The following is a 16,198-nucleotide window of genomic DNA, read 5'->3' as shown; positions in this document are numbered from 1 at the left end:
GCGAGCACTGTAGGAGCTGGCTTGCCAGCGAAGAGGCCATCACATTCAACGTAAATGTTGACTGGTCTGACGCCTTCGCGAGCACTGTAGGAGCTGGCTTGCCAGCGAAGAGGCCATCACATTCAACGTAAATGTTGACTGGTCTGACGCCTTCGCGAGCACTGTAGGAGCTGGCTTGCCAGCGAAGAGGCCATCACATTCAACATAAATGTTGACTGGTCTGACGCCTTCGCGAGCACTGTAGGAGCTGGCTTGCCAGCGAAGAGGCCATCACATTCAACATAAATGTTGACTGGTCTGACGCCTTCGCAAGCACTGTAGGAGCTGGCTTGCCAGCGAAGAGGCCATCACATTCAACGTAAATGTTGACTGGTCTGACGCTTTCGCTGGCAAGCCAGCTCCTACAGGGGGGGGCGGCGATCAGCTGCTTTGCGGCATTTCGCCATTGGCCAGGCGCTGGTTGATGTCGGCGATCACTTGCGGCAAGTCGGTGATGGTGTCGATCATGTAGTGCGGGCGCGAACCTTCGAACATCCCGTGGATACGCTTGCGTTCGCTGGCCAGTTGGTCGCTGCCGAGGGCGCGATAACCTTCGTAGTCCAGGCCCAGCGCGTTGCCCGAGCAGATCAGCGCCACCGTCCACATGCCGGCGCGACGGCCTTCGAGAATGCCCGGCACGGTGTCGTCGATCTTCACGCAGGCCGCGACATCATCGATCCCGAGGGCGATTACATTGGCCAGGGCCTGGGCCGGCCATGGGCGGCCGTTGGGCACTTCGTCGGTGGCGACCACGTGATCGGCCACGTAACCGTTGGTGGCGGCCAGTTCGACCACCTTGTCCATGACCTGCTTCGGATAGCCGGAGCAAGAGCCAATCTTGATGCCTTGCTGGCGCAGGTTGGCGATGGTGTCCAGGGCGCCGGGAATCAGCGCCGAATGCTCGGCGATTTTCTCTATCTGCAAGGGCATGAAGCGCTTGTAGATGGCGGTGACGTCATCATCGGTCGGCGTGCGGCCGAACACGGTGCGATAACGTTCGGCCACCTGCGGTTGATCGCACAGGGTCCGGATGTGGTCCCATTTGCCCATGCCCATCGGCCCGCGGGCTTCTTCGATGGAGACCTGGACGTCGAACTCGGCAAAGGCCTCGACGAAAATCTGGGTGGGGGCGAAGGAGCCGAAGTCGACCACGGTGCCGGCCCAGTCGAGGATGGCGGCCTGGAGTTTGGTTGGGTTTGCGTAGTTCATGTGACGTATCCCTTGTAGGAGCGAGGCTTGCCCGCGAACGAACGATGACGAGGTTGACTGATAGACCGCGTCGCCTGTGTTCGCGGGCAAGCCTCGCTCCTACAGGGGACGGCGGTGTCTGTTGGTTCAGATTTCCAGCACTTCCATCTCGCGCAGCACTTCAGCCACCGCCGCCACGGCCGCGTGCATCTCGGCCTGGTTGACGTGGCCGATGCAGCCGACGCGGAAGGTCTCGACCTGGGTCAATTTGCCAGGGTAGAGGATGAAACCCTTGGCCTTGACCCGTTCGTAGAATTCCTTGAACTGATAGCGCGGATCTTTCGGCGCATGGAAGGTGACAATGATCGGCGCCTGGATCGCGGCGGGCAGGAAGCTGCGCAGCCCGAGCTTGGCCATGTCATCGAGCAGCACCTGACAATTGTTGGCGTAGCGCTGATGCCGGGCCGGCAACCCCCCTTCTTCGTTGTATTGCAGCAGCGCTTCGTGCAGCGCGGCGACCACGTGGGTCGGCGGGGTGAAACGCCACTGGCCGGTCTTGGCCATGTAGCTGTGCTGGTCGAACAAGTCCATCGCCAGGGAGTGCGAGTTGCCGGCGGCATTGGCCAGGGCTTCCTTGCGTGCGAAGACGAAGCCCATGCCCGGTACGCCTTCCAGGCATTTGCCCGAGGCGGCGATCAGCGCGTCGAACGGCACCTGTTGCGCGTCGATCGGCAGCGCGCCAAAGGAGCTCATGGCGTCGATGATCAGGCGTTTGCCGTGTTGCGCGATGACGTGCGCAATCTCCGGCAACGGGTTGAGGATGCCAGTGCTGGTTTCGCAGTGAATCAGTGCGATGTGAGTGATGGCGGGGTCGGCGTGCAGCAGGCGGTCGACGTCGGCGGCGGTAGTCGGTTCGTCCTCGGCGGTTTCAAAGGTGCTGAAGGAGCGCCCGAGCACTTCGCAGATTTTCGCCAGGCGTTTGCCATAGGCGCCGTTGATCAGCACCAGGACTTTGCCGTCCCGGGGCACCAGGGTGCCGATCGCCGCTTCGACCGCGAAGGTGCCGCTGCCTTGCAGGGGCACGCAGTGGTGGCTGGCGCCGCCGTTGATGATCGCCAGCAGTTGCTCGCAGAGGCTGGCGGTCAGCTGGTTGAAGCGGTCATCCCATGAACCCCAGTCGACCATCATCGCTTGGCGGGTGCGGGCCGAAGTCGTCAACGGGCCGGGGGTGAGCAGGATGGGTTCGGCAGTACTCATTCTCGTGTCCTCGCAATCGATGGGGTCAAGCTACGGGGCCTAAATTGCAATTTGCCGAGCTATCAATCAAATTGTTTGTTGTTATGCCAGCCATCAGTGAGAGTTATTCATGAACCTGTTCCAGCTCCGCGCGTTCGATGCCGTCGCCCGCGAGGGCAGCTTTACCCGGGCCGCCGCGCGGCTGTTCATCAGCCAACCGGCGGTCACCGGCCACATCAAGGCGCTGGAGGAGCACTACCAGATCACCTTGTTGCGCCGCACCGCGCGAAGGGTGGAGTTGACGGAAGAGGGCACCAAACTGGCCGCGATCACCCGGGCCATGTTCGGCCTGGCAGAAGAAGCGCAAGTGATGCTCGAAGCCAACCGGCAGTTGCTCACCGGGCGCCTGGAAGTGGCGGCGGACGGGCCGCACATGGTCATGCCGATGCTGGCCAGCCTGCGCGCGCGGTACCCGGGGATCACCGTGAACCTGCGGCTGGGCAATGCCCAGGAAACCCTGGCGGCGTTGCTGTCGGAGCATGCCGATGTGGCGGTACTGACCGAGGTCGAGCCGCGCAAGGGCTTGCATCTGCAGGCCTTGAGTGAATCACGCATCTGCGCGCTGGTGCCTGCAGGTCATCCGTGGGCACAGCAACTGACGGGCGTGCCGCTCAAGGCGCTGGACCAGGTGATCATGGTGTTGCGCGAGCCGGGTTCGATCACCCGGCGTACGTTCGATGAGGCGTGCGCCCAGGCGAAGGTCAACCCGCGGGTGTTGCTCGAGCTGGACAGCCGTGAAGCGGTGACCGAAGCCGTGGCGGCGGAACTGGGGGTGGGCGTGGTGTCGTCGGTGGAAGTCAGCCATGACCCGCGGGTGGTGGCGGTGCCGGTCATCGGCGAGGGGTTGGTGAATCGGCACATGATGGGGTGCGTGGAACGGCGGCGGGATTTGCGCTTGATTCAGGCGTTCTTCGAGTTGGCACCCTAGTAGGGTGATCGTTCCCACGCTCTGCGTGGGAACGCCTCAATGGACGCTCTGCGTCCGCTTTGGGACGCGGAGCGTCCCGGGCCGCATTCCCACGCGGAGCGTAGGAACGATCATGGGAGGGGCCGGGCCTGCCTATTCCAGACTCTCGCGTACCATCTCCAGAAACGTCGCCACCACCCGCCGCGAACTCTGTTCGCGCAAGCACACCAGGGTCTCGGTCAATCGCCGTGTGCAATCGGTAATCGGCAACGCACACACCCGCGAATCCGCGCCAAACTCGGCCGCCGACACCACCCCGACGCCAATCCCCACCACCACCGCCTCACGCGCCGCTTCCCGGCCTTCGACCTCGATCGCCGGGCGGATGCGAAACCCGGCCCGGGCCATTTCCTCTTCCAGGGTCTGGCGCGTCACCGAGCCTGTTTCCCGCAGCACCAGCGGCGTGTCGTCCAGGTCCGCCAGGCAGATGGACTCGCGGTCGGCCCACGGATGATGGCGCGAAACAAACGCCACCATCGGGTCATTGCGCAGCGGCACACAGATCAGCCGTTCGTCGCTGACATCCCGTCCCAGCAACGCCAGGTCAGCCTGATAATTGAACAACCGAAACAGCGATTCATCGGTATTGCCGGTTTCGATCTTCACGCTGATGCCGGGGTAGCGCTCGCAGAAGCGGGCGATCTGGGGCAGCACATGCACCGGCGCATCCACCGCCAGAATCAGGCTGCCGGTCTGCAGCGCCTGGGAGGCTTGCAGCAACTCCTGGGCCTCGGCCTCGATCACAAACAGGCGCTGAGTGACGCTCAACAGGCGCTCGCCCAGGTCGGTCAGGCGCACCGAGCGCTTGTTGCGGTGGAACAGCAACACCCCGAAGCGCTCTTCGAGTTTGCGCACTTGGTCGGAAATCGCCGGTTGCGTGAGAAATAGCCGCTCGGCGGCACGGGTGAAGCTTCCGTGAACGGCCACGGCGTGGAAGGCTTTGAGCTGGGCGTGGGAAACCGACATCGAACCTCCAGTAACAAGCTGAACTTGTATTGGAAATACGATAAATCGATTTCACTTATTAATCAGTAATTGATTTTATCGACCCCAGCCCCGGTGACTGGTCAGTCGAACAGCATCGGTGGCCATGAGGTCAGAACCGCAATGAACAACCCAATCGGCAGCCTCAAACGTTGGCGCGTGCAGATCTTCGTGATCACCTGGCTCGCGTATGCCGCGTTCTATTTCACCCGCAAAGCCTTTTCCGTGGCCAAACTGGGGATCGCCGAAGACCCCGGGTTCACCCTCGACAAAATGGCCATGGCCAACCTCGACGCCATCTACCTGGCCGCCTACGCCATCGGCCAATTCACCTGGGGCATTCTCGCCGACCGCTTCGGCCCAAGGGTCGTGGTGCTGGGCGGCCTGGTGATTTCCGCGGCCGCGGCGCTGGTGATGGGCAGCTTCGCCACCTTGCCGATCTTCGCCACCTGCATGTTGATCCAGGGCCTGGCGCAGTCCACGGGATGGTCGGGGTTGTGCAAGAACATCGGCAGCTTTTTCCCCGCCGAGCAGCGCGGGCGGGTGCTGGGGCTATGGAGTTCCTGCTACGCCTTCGGCGGCCTGGTGGCCTCGCCGTTCGCCGGCTGGTGGGCCTACACCCTGATCGGCAGCTGGCACGCGGCGTTCATTTCCAGCGCGGCGGTGGTCGGCCTGGTGGCGTTGCTGTTCTTCATTTTCCAGCGCAACAAACCCGAGGACGTCGGCCTGCCGGCGGTAGAACCCGAGCCCGAATTGACCGCCGACGAGGCCTGCGCGCAAAGCAGAATCAGCGTCCTCGAACCGCTGCGGGAAATCCTGCGCAACCGCACGGTGCTGGTGTTGGGGCTGGCCTACTTTCTGCTGAAACCGGCGCGCTACGCGATCCTGCTCTGGGGCCCGGTGATCGTCTTCGAGCAGATGCCCTCGGTGGGCAAGGTCGGCGCGGCGATCATTCCGACCGCGTTCGAACTGGCCGGGTTGCTCGGGCCGATCCTGCTGGGCCTGGCCTCCGACAAACTGTTCGGCGCCCGGCGCATGCCGGCCTGCGTGATCAGTCTGCTGGCGCTGACCCTGACCCTGGCGCTGTTCATGGGCGCACTGCACACCGGCAGCGTGATGTTGGTGGTCGCCCTGCTGTTTGTCATGGGCCTGACCTTGTACGGACCGGACTCCATGATCAGCGGCGCGGCCGCCATCGATTTCGGCACCGCCAAGGCGGGCGCGACGGCCGCCGGGTTCGTCAACGGCTGCGGCTCGGTCGGGGCGATTCTCGGTGGGTTGCTGCCGGGCTATTTCGATTCCGTGACCGTGTTCATCGTCTTCGCCGGCTGCGCGATGTTCTCCGCGCTGGTGTTGATCCCGCACTGGAACAGCCGCCCGGCTGCCCTGCTTGCCGCAAGTGCCGCCGTGCCGAATCGGCCGCTGCGCGTAAAACCCCTGCAGGCATCAGGGCAAGGCCATAAGGGCTGATATCAGCGCGTGAGGTCCGAGGGATTCATCAACCAGTCAAGCAACAAGCGAGTATCGCCGCGCGGTTCACGGGGGCGGGCAGGTTCAGGCGGGTGAATCTGCCCCAGGCCGACACAGAGCACCGGCCGGTCCGGATCGCTGTCGAGAAAACTGATGAACACCTCGCTGCCGGCCTTCGGCAATCTGCCGGGATCGATCCAGCCGTGCGGCGTCGTCACGACGAGCGGCAGCCAGAGGCCGACGGACTCATCCGCATCGGTGTGGGTCGTCGGCCACAGCCTGACCTGGACCCGGCCGTGATCGTCCAGCGCCGGCGGTTGCCCGGCCGGGCCCAGCACCCGGGCTGGCTGATAGCCCGGAATGGTCGGCCTGGGCTGTTTCAACGCCGGGCGGAATTCCGTTGACCAGGGAATGGCGCTGAACCGGTTGCGATACACCAGGGTGCTGCTGTCCGAGGCCGGATTCGAAGGCTGTCGCCCCTGGTGGCGGGTCTCGGTGAGCAGCCATTGCTCGTTGAAACAGGCGAGCGGATGCTCCATCACCTGGAGGATCCGCGCGCTGCGCAGGGCCCTCTGATTGCTTTGGCCATGGACCTGTTGTTGCAGGCAACGCAGGCGCTGCAACTGTCGGCGGCTGCGTCGGTCCTGCTCGGCATCGGGCCTGGGCATCCTCGGCGCAGTCTTGCCGAAGGCATGGTTGGCCGCGCCATCGCCGGCATTCGGCGCGCCACGGTTGCTGGCCTCCCTTCGCGGGTGCGAGGGCAGGGCGTCATGGCGCTGAAACAACTCATTGATCGTCGGCCCCGTAGTGTCCAGCGGGGCGTTCGCCAGGAAAGGCGTCAACAGCGGCTCCTGGGGGAAACTCAAGCTGTCGTCGGCCAACACCAGCACATGCCCGTCACGGTGATGTTCGAAGTGATAGTGAATGCCTTCTTCCTCGCACAGGCGCTGCAGCAACCCCAGGTCGCTCTCCTCGTACTGGATGCAAAACGGCCGCAGCGGATAGTGCCCGTTCGCCAGCTCGAAGCGAAAGCTGTCGGCGGGCAGTTCATGTTCCTCCAGCAACTGGCGCAGGATCATCGGCACGCTGAGGTCATGGAAGACCCGGCGGCGGCTGTTGCGGTCCAGTGCCTGCAGGTAGGGCACCAGCACCAGTGTGTAACCGACCTGTTGCGCACCGCGGTAGTCGCGACTGGCGCTGTGGAGGATGCCGTGAAAGCCCTGGCCATGCCCCAGGCTGAGGAACAGCGGCTGCTGCAACAACTGGTCGAAGGGCATGGCCGGCGGCAGGCCGATCACCTCGACCTCGAATCGATAGGGCTGGTTGAGGGCTTCATGCCCGCTGAACTGCACCACCCGAAAACTCAAATCGTCCTCGAGCAGTGTCAGGGTGAAGGGGCTTTCCTTGTCGTTGAGCATCGAATGCGCTTCTGCCATGGAATACAGGCGAGGAGGGTACGAAACCACGGCCCTTTATAGTCACCGCAAATCGACGATTCAGAAACGCCCTACAAACACTGGTGAAGATGTCGATTCATGACCCGATCGAACGGGTGGATTTTTTGGTCGATTGCCAACTTTAGGCCGTATAAACTTGCGCAAAGCGTCGGCCAATAGATGTCTCGGCGCCACAGATAAGAGAGTGAGTAATGGGCGCACAGTGGAAGGTTAAACACAAAGAAGCGGCATCCAACGCCAAGGGCAAGATTTTCGGCAAACTGGTGAAAGAAATCACCATCGCCGCGCGCAACGGTGCCGATGTGGCAACCAACGCGCACCTGCGGCTGGTGGTCGAGCAGGCGAAAAAGGCGTCGATGCCCCGGGAAACCCTGGAACGTGCGATCAAGAAAGGCTCGGGCCAGCTGGGCGAAACCGTGCAATACCATCGCGTGACCTACGAAGGCTTCGCCCCGCATCAGGTGCCGCTGATCGTTGAATGCGTGACCGACAACATCAACCGCACCGTCGCTGAAATCCGCGTCGCGTTCCGCAAGGGCCAGCTCGGCGCTTCCGGTTCGGTGGCCTGGGACTTCAACCACGTCGGCATGATCGAGGCGTCCCCGGACAGCCCGGACGCCGATCCGGAAATGGCCGCGATCGAAGCCGGCGCCCAGGATTTCGAGGCGGGTGAAGACGGCGCGACCCTGTTCCTGACCGAGCCTGCGGACCTGGACGCGGTACAGAAAGCACTGCCGGAACAAGGTTTCACGGTGTTGTCGGCCAAGCTGGGCTACCAGCCGAAGAACCCGGTCAGCGGCCTGAGCGACGAGCAGATGGCTGAAGTCGAGGCGTTCCTCGAAGGCCTGGACAACCATGATGATGTGCAGGATATGTTTGTCGGGTTGGCGGGCTAAACATCAAAAAATCGCAGCCTGCGACAACTCCTACCGGTGTGCACCAAATCCTGTAGGAGCGAGCTTGCTCGCGAAGGACTAAAGAGCGCCGCGGTCAACAGGAACGGCGCGTTTAGCCAGTAAACACGTGTCATCGTTAACGACCATCGCGAGCAAGCTCGCTCCTACAGAGCGCCGCGTTTAGCCTGTAAGTATGCGTCATCGTTAACGACCATCGTCGGAACGCCGCCCGGAGCAAGCTCGCTCCTACAGTGAACGGCATCATTGTGGGAGCGAGCCTGCTCGCGAATGACCGCGAAGCGGTCACAGATTTTTCAACTCCCGCACAATCTCGTCGAACCCAGGCCGCGCCAGCACCTGCGGCTGACAGCAACGCCGCTGCAAATCCTCCAACCGCTCACGCCCTTCATCACTCACCCCCGACTCGATCCGCTCCAGCAGTTCCCCCAGCAGAATGCCGAACGCCCGCACCTCGATCCGTTGCAATGCGCGGCTTTCAAAGGTATCCGCGGTGGCATGAAACGACGCCGCACCAAAGTCCCCCAACAGGCAATCGCCCTCGTGCCACAGAATATTGTGGCCATACAGGTCGCCGTGGGTGATGCCCTGGCGGTGCAAGTGTTCGGCGGCCGAAGCGATGCCGCTGGCGATCCGCAACGCCACAGCCGCGTTGAACCGGGTATCGCTGGCGTAGACGTCCCGGCTGCAGGATTCCAGGCTCGGCAGTCCCGCCAGGTTGCGGTACACCGGATCGACCAGCGCCATCACCAGCCCGGCCTGCGCTTGCGGGTGCTCGACGATCCGCCCTTCGATCCTGATCAGATGGGGGTGGCAGCCTGCGGTGATGCAGGCGTTCATCTCATGCAACGGCGAGCCATCGCTGGTCATTTCGCCTTTATAGAGTTTGACCGCGACCTGAGTGGCCGGCTGGCCCGGCCGTTCCCAAGTGGCGCGATGAATCACCCCCGAAGCACCTTCGCCCAGTTGCTGCTCCAGGCGCAGTGCCGACCAGGGGATGCTCGCGACCGATTCAAGGGCGGCCGCATCGGCTTCGGTTTCCAGCGGGTTACCGGCGTAGGCCAGCCAGGCCAGGCTCGGCAGGGTCAGCAACCACTCGGGCAGTTCGGTCAGCCGGTTAGCGGCGATGCGGATCAGCTCGAGTCGATGACAATGAGCCAGGCTGTCGGGCAAACGCTGCAAGCGGTTGCCGGCTAGCATCAGTTTTTGCAGGTGCGGGCGTTCACCCAACTCGGTCGGCAGCTCGCTGATGTGGTTGTCGGTCAGGATCAGCCACCGCAACAGCGGTGGTAGCGCGGCACCTGGCACTGTCTCTATGCGATTGGCCTTGAAGCCGACCATGGTCAGCGCGGCACACTGGCCAAGGCAGGCGGGGAGTTCGGTGAACCGGTTGTCCGAGCAGAACAGCACCCGCAAATGGCGGAGCCGATGCAAGTCGTCCGGCAGTCGGGTCAAGGCGTTGCCGCTGAGGTTGAGCACTTCCAGCGAGTCGGCCAGGTCGAAGATCTCCCGGGGAAACTCCGTCAGGTCGCAGGCGAGATCGAGGCGGGTGATGCCCGACAGTTGGCCGGCGCGCAGTTGGGCAAGGGTGTCCATGAACAGATTCGCTATTGATCGAGGGGAGGGCGCGGTGCCCTGGGAATGGGCGACATGATAGCGGCAAAAAGGTGTGGTGACTGTCCGGCCGCCTTCGCTGGCAAGCCAGCTCCTACATTGGACCGTGTCCGTCCAGGCAACCCGGTCAACTGTGGGAGCGAGACCGGCTTGCCGGCGAAGAGGCCGGCAGCCACACCGAAAAAAACTGATCAGCCCACACCCCTTACTTCCACCAACTGCCCCAACCGGCTCCGCGTCCGCGCCAGATCAATCGCATCGCCCCCCAGGCTTTCCCGCAACGGCCGCTGTCCCAGCAGCACCAGATGCTTGTCCTGGTCGTACAGAACATCCACCAGATTGATAAACCGCTGCTGAGCCGCAATCGAACACTCAGCCAGACTGGGCAATTCATCGATGACCCAGTGATCGAAACGCCGGCACAGCTCCAGGTAATCCATGACCGCCGTGGGGTGGTCGCACAGGTCGTCGAAGGTAAAGCCAATGGTGCGCCCTTCACAGTACCGGGCCCGCAGATGCCGTGTGCCGACGGGCAGCGTAATGGCCGGAGCGTTCGGCTCGGGCAGGTTCAAGGCCTGGCGTTGCGCCAGCGTGGCCGGCCAGACGTAATGGCCCTGGGTGAACAGCTGCTGGGTGTGGGTTCGCACCTGACTTCGGTAGTCATGGGGGCCGCCGACCTCCATGACCTGCATGCGCGCGTTGATCAGGTCGATCACCGGTTTGAAGCGCGCATGGTACAGCGGGTTGGGCAGCAGGCCCTCGGGGGGGTAATTGGAGGTGACCAACAGCAGGATGCCCCGGCGGAACAGCGCCTTGAACAGCCGCGTGATGAGCATCGCATCGCCGATGTCGTGAACGTGAAATTCGTCGAAACACAGCACCCGGCAGTCGAGCAGCAGCACGTCGAGCGTGGCCGCCAGCGCATCCGGCTGGTCGCGATGACTGAACATGCCTTGATGCAATTGCGCAAAGAACTCATGGAAGTGCAGACGCTGTTTTTCCGCGATCGGCAGGGCCTGGAAAAACCCGTCGAGCAGCCAGCTCTTGCCCCGCCCCACAGCGCCATGCAGGTACAGGCCGGGCAGGGTGTGCGCCGATGAACCGAGCAGCGTCGTGGCGTGCTGCGCCATGCAGTCGATCACGCGCTGCTGGCTGTGGCTGAGGGTGTAGCCCTGGGCATGCGCCTGGTGGCGAAAGTAATCGTGGATGACGCGACCGGTCGCGGTGCCGCAGGCAGGCGATGCCTTGCCAAACAAGCGGCGCAGCGCAGGCCAGCTTGCTTTGAGTCGCGAACGGTTGGGCGGTCGAACGGCCACTGTGATGTCACCCCGTAATGGTCAGGCCAGCTCCCCCGAGCGGCGGCGTAGTGTAACCAAAGGGCGAACGACCCGACCACTGCGCCGAACGCGGCCCCCCTGTAGGAGCTGGCTTGCCAGCGAAGGCTGCCTCCAGCCTTGCAGCGCCCATGCAGACGCCTTCGCCAGCAAGCCGGCTCCTACACACAGTGTTTGGCGTTGACCACAATCCATCGGTACACCGGTGATCCCTGTAGGAGCTGGCTTGCCAGCGAAGGCTGCCTCCAGCCTTGCACCGCCCATGCAGACGCCTTCGCCAGCAAGCCGGCTCCTACATACAGGGTTTGGCGTTGACCACAATCCATCGGTACACCGGTGATCCCTGTAGGAGCTGGCTTGCCAGCGAAGGCTGCCTCCAGCCTTGCACCGCCCATGCAGACGCCTTCGCCAGCAAGCCGGCTCCTACACACAGTGTTTGGCGTTGACCACAATCCATCTGTGCATAGGAGCTGGTCGTGGGGTCAGAACTGCACGGTCTGCCTGAGCATCTGCGCCGCCGGTGTGTCGCTTGGGCTGACCATCGCATAGTTATACCCACCCCCCGACCAATACTCCGCCTGCAACTCGCCATCGCGGCGACTGCCCCGGGGCAGCAGGAAGTTTTTCGGCCCTGGTGGCCGTACGTAAAAGCTGACCTTGTGCCCGCCCTGATCCTCATACACCACCATCGCGGCCGGCCCCTGCTCGGTGCTGAGCAAGCGCCCGCTGGCCGGCTTGAAGCCCGCGGCGGAGAGGTCAGGCAAGCGATTGGCCTGGGTGAAATAGCGGTCGAGCCAGCCCTGCATATCGCCATCGTCGCCGGCCTTGTAGTCAGCCGGCAGCAGGCCTTGCTGGGCAATCAGGCGATAGGCTTGCAGGGCATCGGTCATCGGCAGCGGGGCACCGGCCAGGGTCATCTCCCGCGCCTGCCAACCGCTGAACCCGCCGACGCTGACCGCGATCAACAGCACCGCGGCGCTGGCCAGGTGACGACGGGATTGCCGTGTGCGGCGCTGGCGAATCAGCGCCGGGTCGAGGTCCGGGTTGGCCGGCCGCTGCAAGGCGCCACCCAGGGCGGCGCGCAATTGTTGGGCGTCCTGCTGCCAGGCCCGTACCCGGGCCGCCACTTCAGCGTTGCTGGCCAGAAAGGTCTCCACCTGACGTCGCTCGTCATCGCTCAATTGGTGGTCGATATAGGCGTGCAGGTCCCGCTCGCTTGGGGGCATGCTGATCATTTGAGTCTCCGCAGGGAAGGACGGGCGATTTCGCCATCGCTGAGTTGGCGCAAGGCCTGGCGCGCCCGGGACAGGCGCGACATCACGGTGCCGACGGGGACGTCGAGGATCTCGGCGACCTCCTTGTAGCTCAAGCCCTCGACCGAGACCCAGAGCAGCAGGGCGCGTTGCTCGGTGTTGAGCTGATCGAAGGCCTGCAAGGTCGATTGCGCGATCACCGTGCGCTCGACCGAGGGCTGCGCATCATCGCGGCCGGTAAAGAATTCGAGCATCCGCGCATAACGCCGGGAGCGCCGGTGCGCATCGAGAAACTGCCGGTACAGAATCGAAAACAACCAGGCACGCAGGTCGCCTTCCGGACGTTTGTCGCCCCAGCTCGACAGCGCGCGTTCCAGGCACGCCTGCACCAGATCGTCGGCGCTGCTGGGATTGCGGGTCAAGGACACCGCGAAACGTCGGAGCCTGGGAATGATGTCTCGCAGTTGTTCGTCGATATCGTTCATGAAGTCCTGACCAGTCACTACGCTGGACTAGGGAGACGCCCGGCACCCGAGGTTATTCCACCCCTGAAAAAATAAACACCGGCCCATGGAATAAACCCGCACCGGGTGCGTCTGCTTGATTCTTCTCACTTGTGGCCGATGGCCCAGGAGTCTTTCATGGTAGATCGCTCATCACCGCCAACCCGGCCCCCCTTGAGTGCCGCGAGCCTGACGTTGCGCCTGGCCGGTATTGCCGTGGTGGTCGCCGCCGTGGCCGGGGCCTTTGCCTACGTCAACGGCACCCTCGATCCACAACGTCTGACCCCGAAAAAGCTGATCAATGTGCTGGAGACCAACAACGGCGTGCACCCCGGCTTCCGGCGTAATCACTCCAAAGGCGTGTGCGTGATCGGCCACTTCCAGAGCAGCGGCGAGGCGCGTGCCTACTCCAGCGCCCAGGTGTTCAATGAGCCGCAAACCCCGGTGGTCGGACGTTTCGCCTTGCCGGCCGGTAATCCTTATGCGCCGGACAACAGCGTGCCGATCCGCAGCCTGGCATTGCGATTCACCCAGGCCAACGGTCAACAGTGGCGCACCGGGATGAACAGCATGCCGGTGTTTCCGGTGGGCACGCCCGAGGCGTTCTATCAGCTGCAACAGGCGCAGTCGCCGGACCCGGCCACCGGCAAACCCAATCCTGGCGCCGTGCCGGCATTCTTCGGAGCGCACCCCGAAGCCGCACCCTTCCTGGCCTGGGTCAAAACCGCCAAGCCGTCCGCCAGCTACGTGACCGAAACCTACAACAGCGTCAACGCGTTTTACCTGGTGAACGCCACCGGACAGCGGCAAGCGGTGCGCTGGAGCATGGTGCCGGTGGCGCAGGATGCGCCGGGCGCCACGGCACCGGAGGGCGGCGATTTCCTCGAGAAAGACCTGGTGCAGCGTATGGCCGCCGGGCCGTTGCGTTGGCAGTTGAACATCACCCTGGCCGACCCCGGCGACCCGGTCAACGACGCCAGCAAGGCGTGGCCTGCCGGCCGCAAAGTCGTCAACGCCGGCACCCTGGTGCTCGAGAGCACCCAGGCGCAACTCAATGGCGAATGCCGTGACATCAACTATGACCCGCTGGTATTGCCCGCCGGCATCGAAGGTTCCGACGACCCGCTGCTCGCGGCTCGCTCAGCCGGTTACGCCAAATCCTACCTGCGTCGCACCAGTGAAGTCAGTCAGTTGCCCGCCGCTAAACAGGAGTCTGGTCAATGAGCGCTCACCCAAACCATTTCGCACCGCTGGCGCGACTGCTGCACTGGCTGATGGCGCTGATGGTCATTGCCATGCTGTTCATCGGCGCGGGCATGGCCGCCTCGGTGTCCGAACGTCATGAGTGGCTGATCAACCTGCACAAACCCTTGGGCGTGGCCATTCTGTTGCTGGTGATCGTGCGTATCGTGGTGCGCTTGTCCACGCGACAGCCGCCGCTGCCGGCGGACCTGCCGGGCTGGCAAGTGCTGGCGGCCAAGGCCTCGCATTTGTTGCTGTACGCCTTGATGCTGATCTTGCCGCTGCTGGGCTGGGCGATGATCTCGGCGGCGGGGGACCCGGTGATGCTCAGCAGCTCGCTGCAATTGCCGTCGATCGTGCCAGCCAACGCGCAGCTGTTTGCGTTCCTGCGCAAGGCGCACGGCTACCTGGCGTATCTATTGTTCCTGACGGTGTTGTTGCACCTGGCCGCAGCGCTGTTCCACGCCTGGGTACGTCGCGATGATGTGCTGGACAGCATGTTGCGCGGCAAGGACCGCGGCTAAACCCTCACCGCACCCCCCTGTAGGAGCTGGCTTGCCAGCGAAGGCGGCCTCAAGTCATGCATCGCCCATGAAGACGCCTTCGCCGGCAAGCCGGCTCCTACAGGGTTTGGCGTTTTTCGCAATCCTTCTGTATGCAGGTGACAGTGTTTGGCGTTGACCCCAATCCATCTGCACACGCTGATCATGTAGGAGCTGGCTTGCCAGCGAAAGCGGCCTCAAGTCATGCATCGCCCATGCAGACGCCTTCGCCGGCAAGCCGGCTCCTACAGGGTTCGGCGTTTTTCGAAATCCATCTGTACACCGGTGACAGGATTTGGCGTTGACCGCAATCCATCTGCACACGTTGATCATGTAGGAGCTGGCTTGCCAGCGAAGGCGGCCTCAAGCCTTGCATCACCCATGAAAACGCCTTCACCTGCAAGCCGAGCCCTACAACCAAACCGCATCCCATAACGGGTAATCCTGCACGCGCCTGACGAGGCCTGCGCGCACGGGATTGGCGACAACGTAACGGGCCGCCGTCAATAGATTTTCCTCACGGCGGAGCGCGCGATCATGGAAGCCTTTTTGCCAAAACCGGCCCGAGCGGCCCAGGTAAGCATTGATCTCTCTCGCGCTGCGGGATTTAGTTGCGAGCATCAACTGCGCCAGCGTGCTGTTCTGCAGTTCGACCAGCCAGTGAATGTGATCGGGCATCACTACCCAGGCCAGGGAATCGGCGTATCCCTCTGTTTGGGCATGACGAAATTGATCCACCACCAAACGTCCCGCTCGCCAATCGCTGAAAACGGGTTCGCGCAAATGGGTTACGGCAGTGAGCAGATAGATTTGGCCGGACTGGGAGTAACGCCCGGTGCGCAGTTGATTCGCGTGGGAACGAGCGGGCATTCCTTTGCCCTCCTGTGCAGGCAGAAATGAATAAGGCTAGCGCGCAGATGATTTAATCCCGTAAAAGTTTGGGTCTGGATGTATCAGCGCACCGCCTTCGCTCGCGTTTTTCGCAATCCTTCTGTATGCAGGTGACAGTGTTTGGCGTTGACCCCAATCCATCTGCACACGCTGATCATGTAGGAGCTGGCTTGCCAGCGAAAGCGGCCTCAAGTCTTGCATCGCCCATGCAGACGCCTTCGCCGGCAAGCCGGCTCCTACAGGGTTTGGCGTTTTTCGCAATCCTTCTGTAGGCAGGTGACGGGGGGGTGGCGTTGACCCCAATCCATCTGCACACGCTGATCATGTAGGAGCTGGCTTGCCAGCGAAAGCGGCCTCAAGTCTTGCATCGCCCATGCAGACGCCTTCGCCGGCAAGCCGGCTCCTACAGGGTTTGGCGTTTTTCGCAATCCTTCTGTAGGCAGGTGACGGGGGGGTGGCGTTGACCCCAATCCATCTGCACACGCTGATCATGTAGGAGCTGGC

The 16,198-nt window shown here is 63.0% G+C and carries 14 protein-coding genes; 5 read left to right on the top strand and 9 right to left on the bottom strand.

Features of this window, described 5'->3' with window-relative positions; all coding sequences use genetic code 11:
- Positions 1-420 precede the first annotated feature (420 nt).
- Positions 421-1,248, bottom strand: a complete 828-nt coding sequence (phnX, locus tag F8N96_RS34350; RefSeq protein ID WP_150801570.1) for a phosphonoacetaldehyde hydrolase — start codon at positions 1,246-1,248, stop codon at positions 421-423.
- 126 nt (positions 1,249-1,374) lie between these two features.
- Positions 1,375-2,484, bottom strand: a complete 1,110-nt coding sequence (locus tag F8N96_RS34345) for a 2-aminoethylphosphonate--pyruvate transaminase (protein WP_150801569.1) — start codon at positions 2,482-2,484, stop codon at positions 1,375-1,377.
- Between the two features lie 109 nt (positions 2,485-2,593).
- On the opposite strand from F8N96_RS34345, the gene F8N96_RS34340 reads away from it, so the two are divergent.
- Positions 2,594-3,451: a LysR substrate-binding domain-containing protein gene (locus tag F8N96_RS34340; protein ID WP_150801568.1), complete on the top strand. Its 858-nt coding sequence runs from the start codon at positions 2,594-2,596 to the stop codon at positions 3,449-3,451.
- Positions 3,452-3,583: 132 nt separating this feature from the next.
- Here F8N96_RS34340 and F8N96_RS34335 read toward each other — a convergent pair whose 3' ends face one another.
- Positions 3,584-4,456 (bottom strand): LysR family transcriptional regulator, encoded by an 873-nt coding sequence (locus F8N96_RS34335; RefSeq protein ID WP_150801567.1) that lies wholly within the window; start codon positions 4,454-4,456, stop codon positions 3,584-3,586.
- A gap of 141 nt (positions 4,457-4,597) precedes the next feature.
- Between F8N96_RS34335 and F8N96_RS34330 the strand changes: the two genes are divergently transcribed.
- A complete protein-coding gene (locus F8N96_RS34330) occupies positions 4,598-5,944 on the top strand; it encodes an MFS transporter (RefSeq protein ID WP_150801566.1) in 1,347 nt (448 codons plus the stop codon).
- 2 nt (positions 5,945-5,946) lie between these two features.
- Here the strand turns inward: F8N96_RS34330 and F8N96_RS34325 are convergent, their stop codons facing one another.
- Positions 5,947-7,362, bottom strand: a complete 1,416-nt coding sequence (locus tag F8N96_RS34325) for a type VI secretion system Vgr family protein (protein ID WP_150801565.1) — start codon at positions 7,360-7,362, stop codon at positions 5,947-5,949.
- Positions 7,363-7,592: 230 nt separating this feature from the next.
- Between F8N96_RS34325 and F8N96_RS34320 the strand changes: the two genes are divergently transcribed.
- Complete coding sequence (locus F8N96_RS34320) at positions 7,593-8,297, top strand: YebC/PmpR family DNA-binding transcriptional regulator (protein ID WP_150765046.1); 705 nt, start codon at positions 7,593-7,595, stop codon at positions 8,295-8,297.
- A 303-nt stretch (positions 8,298-8,600) separates the two neighbouring features.
- On the opposite strand, the gene F8N96_RS34315 is transcribed toward F8N96_RS34320, so the two are convergent.
- From F8N96_RS34315 to F8N96_RS34300, 4 genes are all read right to left on the bottom strand, one after another.
- Entirely contained in the window at positions 8,601-9,911 is a 1,311-nt protein-coding gene (locus tag F8N96_RS34315; RefSeq protein WP_150801564.1) for a leucine-rich repeat-containing protein kinase family protein, read from the bottom strand.
- A gap of 209 nt (positions 9,912-10,120) precedes the next feature.
- A complete protein-coding gene (zapE, locus tag F8N96_RS34310; protein WP_150801563.1) occupies positions 10,121-11,245 on the bottom strand; it encodes a cell division protein ZapE in 1,125 nt (374 codons plus the stop codon).
- Between the two features lie 500 nt (positions 11,246-11,745).
- The gene (locus F8N96_RS34305; RefSeq protein WP_150801562.1) at positions 11,746-12,498 is read right to left on the bottom strand and encodes an anti-sigma factor family protein; all 753 of its coding nucleotides are present in this window, start codon (positions 12,496-12,498) and stop codon (positions 11,746-11,748) included.
- Positions 12,495-13,001 (bottom strand): sigma-70 family RNA polymerase sigma factor, encoded by a 507-nt coding sequence (locus F8N96_RS34300; RefSeq protein ID WP_150765050.1) that lies wholly within the window; start codon positions 12,999-13,001, stop codon positions 12,495-12,497. The genes F8N96_RS34305 and F8N96_RS34300 overlap by 4 nt, the downstream gene beginning before the upstream one ends.
- A 156-nt stretch (positions 13,002-13,157) precedes the next feature.
- On the opposite strand from F8N96_RS34300, the gene F8N96_RS34295 reads away from it, so the two are divergent.
- Together F8N96_RS34295 and F8N96_RS34290 are read left to right on the top strand one after the other, a co-directional pair.
- Entirely contained in the window at positions 13,158-14,243 is a 1,086-nt protein-coding gene (locus F8N96_RS34295; protein ID WP_150801561.1) for a catalase family peroxidase, read from the top strand.
- Entirely contained in the window at positions 14,240-14,785 is a 546-nt protein-coding gene (locus F8N96_RS34290; RefSeq protein ID WP_150801560.1) for a cytochrome b, read from the top strand. The genes F8N96_RS34295 and F8N96_RS34290 overlap by 4 nt, the downstream gene beginning before the upstream one ends.
- Positions 14,786-15,214: 429 nt before the next feature.
- Here the strand turns inward: F8N96_RS34290 and F8N96_RS34285 are convergent, their stop codons facing one another.
- On the bottom strand, positions 15,215-15,673 hold the full coding sequence (locus F8N96_RS34285) for an REP-associated tyrosine transposase (protein WP_150801559.1): 459 nt from the start codon (positions 15,671-15,673) through the stop codon (positions 15,215-15,217).
- Positions 15,674-16,198 lie beyond the last annotated feature (525 nt).

Source organism: Pseudomonas fluorescens, from assembly GCF_902497855.1.
Taxonomy (GTDB): domain Bacteria; phylum Pseudomonadota; class Gammaproteobacteria; order Pseudomonadales; family Pseudomonadaceae; genus Aquipseudomonas; species Aquipseudomonas fluorescens_BI.
Note: the sequence above shows the minus strand (reverse complement) of the source record. Positions and strands in the feature narration are given on the sequence as shown.